We start from the raw sequence: 6,145 nt of genomic DNA, 5'->3' as shown, positions 1-6,145 counted from the left end.
TCGTCGTCAACTGGAACGGTCGCGACCACCTGCCCGAGTGCATCGGTTCCCTGCTCGCCGACGGCTACGACCCCCTGCGCATCGTCGTCGTCGACAACGCGTCGGACGACGACTCGGTCCGGTTCTGCCGCGACGCCTTCCCTTCGGTCGAACTCGTCATCGCGGACCGCAACCGCTACTGGGCGGGCGGCAACAACCTCGGTCTGCGGCACCTGCGCGCGACCGGGGGCGCCGATTACACGCTGCTGCTGAACAACGACACCATCGTGCCGCAGGGGAGCCTCGCCCGCCTGGTGGAGGCGATCGCCCGCGAGCCGGGCGCCTGGGCGGCGACCCCGCGCATCTGCTTCGCGGACGAGCCGTGGCGCATCTGGTACGACGGCGGGCGGGTCGGGCGCTATTCGGGCTGGGTGGGGCACCAGGGCATCCGGCAGGCCGCCGGGCGACGCGCGCTCGACGAGCGGTTCGTGGAATACGGGACGGGGTGCGCGCTGCTGCTGTCGCGCCGGGCTCTCGAGACGGTGCCGGAACTGGACGAGGCCTACACCTTCTACGGCGAGGACACCGACTACTGCCTGCGCCTGCGGGCGGCGGGCGGCCGCATCCTGCACGTCCCGCGCTCGCTGATCCTGCACAAGGTGAGCGCGTCGGTCGGCGCGTGGTCGCCGCGCAAGGCCTACCTGCGCAGCCGCAGCCACGTCCGCCTGCTGGGGCGCCACTGGCGGGGGGCGGCGCGCGCGGCGCTCTGGCCGTGCCAGGCGGCGTACTTCGCCGGGCACGCGGTCTGGCACCTGTGGCAGGGGAGGCCCGCCGTCGCGCGCGCCGTCCTGACGGGCGCCCTGGATGAACTGGCGGGGCGGCCCGCGGAACCCCCTGTCGCTCCTCGGGTTTGACCGTCTCTCGGGAGTGGACGCCCGCGGCCGCCGGATGATATCCTCGTCCGGCTGGTAGCCGCGGTCACACCGCATCCGAAAGGGAACCACGTGCGCGCCAACCACGACCGTCCCGGCGCCGGGACCGGCCTGCGTCGCCGCCTGCTGCACGCCGGCGGCATCGCTCTGGCCCTGCTGGTCCTGCTGGGGTTGCTCTACCCCGAAGCGCTGCTGCAGGGCCGGGTGTTCGGCAGCAGCGACGCCGAGAACGCCGCGCTGTTCACGATCGTCGGGGACGCCTCGCTCGCCCGCGGCGTCTACCCGCAGTGGAACCCCTACCTGTTCGCCGGGATGCCGACCTTCGGTTCGCTGGCGTACACCCGTTTCGTCTACCCGCCCGGCGAGGCGCTGACCTTCCTGCAGGACCACCTCGGCTTCCCGCCCCTGACCTGGATGCTGGCGCACCTGCTGTTCGGCGGCGCCGGCATGGTCTGGCTGCTGGGGCGCAGGGAACTGTCGTTGTCGGCGCGGTTGCCGATGCCGGCGCGACTGTTGGGTGCGGCGATCTGGCTGCTGCAGCCCAACGTCGTGGCCTGGGGCGTGCACGGCCACGGCAGCAAGCTGGTGACGGCCATGTACCTGCCCTGGGTCGTGGGCGTCTGCCTGGACCTGCTGGAGGGGAAGGGCCGGCGACGGGCCGCGCTGCTCGCGCTGGCCGTCGGGTTGCAGGTCCTGCGCGGGCACCCCCAGATCCTCTACTACACGTTGCTGTGCGTGGGCGTCCTGCTGCTGGGCAAGTGGCTCGCCGTGCTGGCGGCCCGCCGTCGCCGCGTCGCCGGCGCGCAGCGCTGGCCCTGGCGGCCGTCCGCCGCGATCGGCGCCGCCCTGGTGACGGCGTTCCTGATCGGCGCCGTCCAGCTGCTGCCGACGCGCGATTATGCCGGCTGGTCGGTGCGCGGGTCCGCCGAGGGCGGGGGCGCCAGCTACGAGTACGCCACCGGCTGGAGCCTGCACCCGCGGGAGTTCCCGACCCTGGTCCAGCCCGCGGCCGCCGGTTTCGGGCTGGGCACCTACCAGGGCTTCATGCCGTTCACGGACTACCCCAACTACTTCGGCTGGCTGCTGCTGACGCTGGCGGCGCTCGGCGCCTGGGCCGCGCCGCGCTGGCCGCAACGCGCGCTGGCGGCGATCGCCCTGCTGTCGCTGCTGGTCGCCTGCGGGCGCTTCTTCCCGGTGCTGTACGGCCCGCTCTACCACCTGCTGCCGTACTTCAACAAGTTCCGCATCCCGGTGATGATCCTGGCGGTGACGGGGTTCGCGCTGGCGGTCCTGGCGGCGCACGGCCTGGCCGCCCTGCACGGCGCCGCCGCCGGTGCGCGAGCGCCGCGCCGCCTGGCCTGGGTCTGGCTGGGGCTCGGCGCCGCTTCGCTCCTGGGCGCGCTGGGGCCGGGCAAGGGCCTGCACGCCTCGCAGCTCGCGAGCCTGGCCGCCGCGTCGGGCCGGGGCGCACCCTCGCCGGAGGTGCTGGCCGCGGCCTGGAGCCTGCAGCAGGCCGACCTGCTGCGCATCGGCCTGCTGCTCGTCGCCGCCGGCGCCGCCACCGTGTTCGCGATGCGTCGGACACCGGCCCGGCGCGCCTGGCTGCCCTGGGTCCTGCTGGCGCTCGTGGCGGTGGACCTGCTCGGCGTGGCGGGGCGGATCACCCATCCCGAGCGCGGGCTGCAGCAACTCGCCCGCGGAGCCGACGGCGGCACCTCCCTGGTGCCGGCCGGCGATCTCGTCCGGCAGGCCGCGCCGCGCGCGACGTTCCGCGCGGACCCCTTCCTGGTCGAGGTGGCACGGTTCGTCGGCCACGAGCGGGTCTGGCCGCTCGGCTCCCTGGCGCAGCACAACGGCGGGATGCCGGCGGGCCTGCGTTCCCTGGGCGGGTACCAGGCGGCGAAGCCGGCCGCCGCCGAGGCCGCGCGGGCGCGGATCCTGGATCCGTCGCGCCCCGCCGGCCGCATCGCCGCCTGGCTCGGCGGGCGCTACCTGATGCTCGACGGGCTCCTGCCGCCGCAGGCCCTGCCGGCGCTGGCGGATCTGGGCGCCGAACTCGAGGCGCGACCCGTGATGTCCGGCGAGTCCACGCTCTACCGCAACCTCAGCGCGCTGCCGCGCGCCCGCCTGGTGGGCGAGTGGGCGCCGGTCACCGGCGACCTGGCCGGGTTCCTGGACCGCCTGCAGGCCGGCCGCGAACCCGTCGCGCGCCGCGTGCTGCTGGACCGCGCGCCGTCGCCCGCGCCGGTGGCCGTCGCGCAGGCGCTGCCGGCGGTCGAGTACGTGCGCGACGACCTGAACGAGGTGGTGCTGCGGGCCGCGCCGCCCGCGCCGTCGGTGCTCGTGCTGGCCGACCTGTGGATGCCCGGCTGGTCCGTGACCGTCGACGGGGCGCCGGCGCCGCTGCTCGTCGCCGACCACATGCTGCGGGCGGTCGCCCTGCCGGCCGGCGAGCACGAGATCCGTTTCGTCTACCGGGACCCGGCCTTGCGTCGCGGCCTCGCGTTGACGGTCGGCGGGGTGGTCCTGCTCCTGGCCCTGGCGTTCGCCGGTTCGGTGCCCGCGCTGCGGCGCCGTTTCGCGGGCGGGACCGCAGGCGAGGCTTGATGCGCAGCGAGGTGGCGTCGTGAAGTGCGTGGTCGTGATCCCGACCTACAACGAGGCCGACAACATCGGCCGCATCGTGCCGGCGGTCCTGGCCAGGGATCCCGGCCTCTCGGTCCTGGTCGTCGACGACAACTCGCCGGACGGGACCGCGGCCGTGGTCAAGGCGCTGCCCGACTACGGCGGGCGCGTCCGCATGCTCGAGCGGCCCGGCAAGGCGGGGCTGGGCGCGGCCTACATCGCCGGCTTCCAGTGGGTCCTGGCCAACACCGACGCCGAGGCCGTCTTCGAGATGGACGCCGACTTCAGCCACGACCCCGCGGCCATCGACACCTTCCTGCAGGAGATCCGGGATCACGACGTCGTGCTCGGCAGCCGCTACCTCTACGGCATCACGGTGGTCAACTGGCCGCTGCGCCGGGTGATCCTGAGCGTCGGCGCCAACATCTACGCCCGCCGGGTCACGGGCATGCCCATCAAGGACTCCACGGGCGGCTTCAAGTGCTTCCGGCGCGAGGTGCTCGCGGCCCTGCCGCTGTCACGCATCAAGAGCGACGGCTACTCCTTCCAGATCGAGATGAACTACCACTGCTGGCGGCGGCGTTTCCGCATCAAGGAGATCCCGATCATGTTCGTCGACCGCCAGGTCGGCGTCTCGAAGATGTCCAAGCGCATCGTCTGGGAAGCGATGTGGATGGTCTGGGCGCTGCGGCTGCGGCGGGAGCCGCGCGGTCCCGGAGGCGCGGCTTGACGCTCTCGATCGTCATCGTCCACTACAACACCAGCGGCGACCTCGGCCGCTGCCTGGACGCGCTGGCGCGCTGCCCGCCGTCCTGCGACCACGCGGTGACGGTCGTGGACAACGCCTCGACCGATCCGGGCCTCGCCGCGGTCCGCGAGGCGCACCCGGGCGTGCGCTGGCTCGCGAACGCGCGCAACGAGGGCTACGCCCGCGGCTGCAACCGCGGCCTGCGGGCCGCCGACGCCGACTTCACCCTGCTGCTCAATCCGGACGTGGTGGTGCAGCCGGGCGCCATCGACGCGCTGCTGCGCGCCGCCGCGGCGCACCCCCGGGCCGGCCTGCTCGGCCCCCAGCTGCTGAACGAGGACGGCACGATCCAGGAGTCGTGCCGGCGCTTCTACACGCTCGGCACCCTGCTGATGCGGCGCACGATCCTGGGCCGCCTGGCGCCGGAGTCCCGCGCCGTGGGACGCCACCTCATGCGCGACTTCGACCATCTGACGACGCGGCCCGTGGACTGGGTCATCGGCGGCTGCGTGCTCGTGCGCCGCGAGGCCGTGGCCCGCGTCGGCGCCATGGACGAGCGCTTCTTCCTTTATTTCGAGGACGTCGACTGGTGCTACCGCATGGGCCAGGCCGGCTACGACGTGCTCTACGTCGCGGAGTCCCGCTTCGTCCACCGCCACCGCCGCGACAGCGCGCGCGGCCCGATGCGCCGCAGCTTCTGGCTGCACCTGACGAGCCTGATCTCCTTCTACGAGAAGTGGGGTCTGTTGGTCTACCTGCTCAAGCGCTGGCGCGACCCCCTCGGCACCATCGCGTTCTGGCTGACCGACCTGGCGGCGCTGAACGCGTCGCTGCTGGCCGCCTACGCCCTGCGCGGCGCGCTGAACCCCTTCTTCGACGACCCGCTGCTGCCGCTCGCCTGGTACCGGCCCCTGTTCGTCTTCGCCAACCTGCTGACGAGCCTCGGCTTCCTGCTGCTGGGCCGCTACCGGCGCGGCGCCCGCGGCCGTTCCCCGCAGGCCGGGGACCGGATGCAGCAGGTCGCTGCCGTCACCCTCCTGCTGTGGGCGAGCACCTACATGAGCCACCAGCACGTCTACAGCCGCGTGGTGCTGCTGCTGTTCTGGCCGCTGCTGCTCGGGACGCTCCTGCTGAGCGAATCCGCGTTCCTGGCCTTGCGACGCCGCATGGAACGCGGTTACCTGTCGCTGGAGCGCACGCTGCTGGTGGGGGACGACGCCGAGGTCAGGGACTGGCTGGAGCGCGGGCCGGACCCTCGCGGCTGCGGGCTGGACGTCGTGGGCTTCCTGGCCGCCGACGTGGCCGAGGAGAGGCTCGCGCGCAGCGGTCCGGACGTGCCCCGCCTCGGCGCACCCGCGGACCTCGTCGACATCGTCGACCGCTACCGCATCGCCCAGGTCGTGTTCTGGCAGTGGCCGACGGGCGCGGCCTCCGAGCTGCGGGCGCTGGCGCTGCTGCGCCGGCGCCGGGTCCGGCTGCGCTGGCGGGTGGACTCCGCGGCGCTGCTGCAGGCGGGCGCCCGCGCCGAGGAATTCGGCGGCGCCGCGAGCGCCGTGCTCGATCCCGGGCCGGCGCGCCCCGGCCGGGACATCGCCGGTCGCCTCGCCGCCGCGTCCCTCGGCCTTCTGCTGCTGCCGGTGTGCCTGCCGGCGGCCGGTCTGGCGAGGCTGCGGCGCGGCTGGGGGATCCGGGATTTCCGGGCGGCGCCGGCCGGGGAGGAGTCGCTGGCCCGCTCCTGGCGCCTGGTCTGCGGCCGCGACGGCCGACCCTGCGGGCTGCTGCGGCAACCCGCCCTGGCGCGAGCCCTGATCACCGGCAGCCTGGCCCTGTCGGGGGCGCCGCTCGTCCCCTGCGGACCCCA

At 74.2% G+C, this 6,145-nt stretch carries 4 protein-coding genes; all 4 read left to right on the top strand.

What is annotated here, in order from left to right; all coding sequences use genetic code 11:
* A partial coding sequence (locus tag Q7W29_13180) for a glycosyltransferase family 2 protein (GenBank protein ID MDO9172773.1) occupies nt 1-893 on the top strand: 893 nt, incomplete at its 5' end.
* Between the two features lie 90 nt (nt 894-983).
* Complete coding sequence (locus tag Q7W29_13175) at nt 984-3,518, top strand: hypothetical protein (GenBank protein ID MDO9172772.1); 2,535 nt, start codon at nt 984-986, stop codon at nt 3,516-3,518.
* A gap of 19 nt (nt 3,519-3,537) precedes the next feature.
* Nucleotides 3,538-4,266: a polyprenol monophosphomannose synthase gene (locus tag Q7W29_13170; protein ID MDO9172771.1), complete on the top strand. Its 729-nt coding sequence runs from the start codon at nt 3,538-3,540 to the stop codon at nt 4,264-4,266.
* The coding region (locus Q7W29_13165) for a glycosyltransferase family 2 protein (GenBank protein MDO9172770.1) at nt 4,263-6,145 on the top strand (1,883 nt) is incomplete at its 3' end. The genes Q7W29_13170 and Q7W29_13165, both read left to right, overlap by 4 nt.

The sequence above is a fragment of the bacterium genome, assembly GCA_030654305.1.
Taxonomy (GTDB): domain Bacteria; phylum Krumholzibacteriota; class Krumholzibacteriia; order LZORAL124-64-63; family LZORAL124-64-63; genus PNOJ01.
The sequence above is the reverse complement of the archived record's forward strand: the minus strand, read 5'-3'. Positions and strand labels throughout refer to the sequence as shown.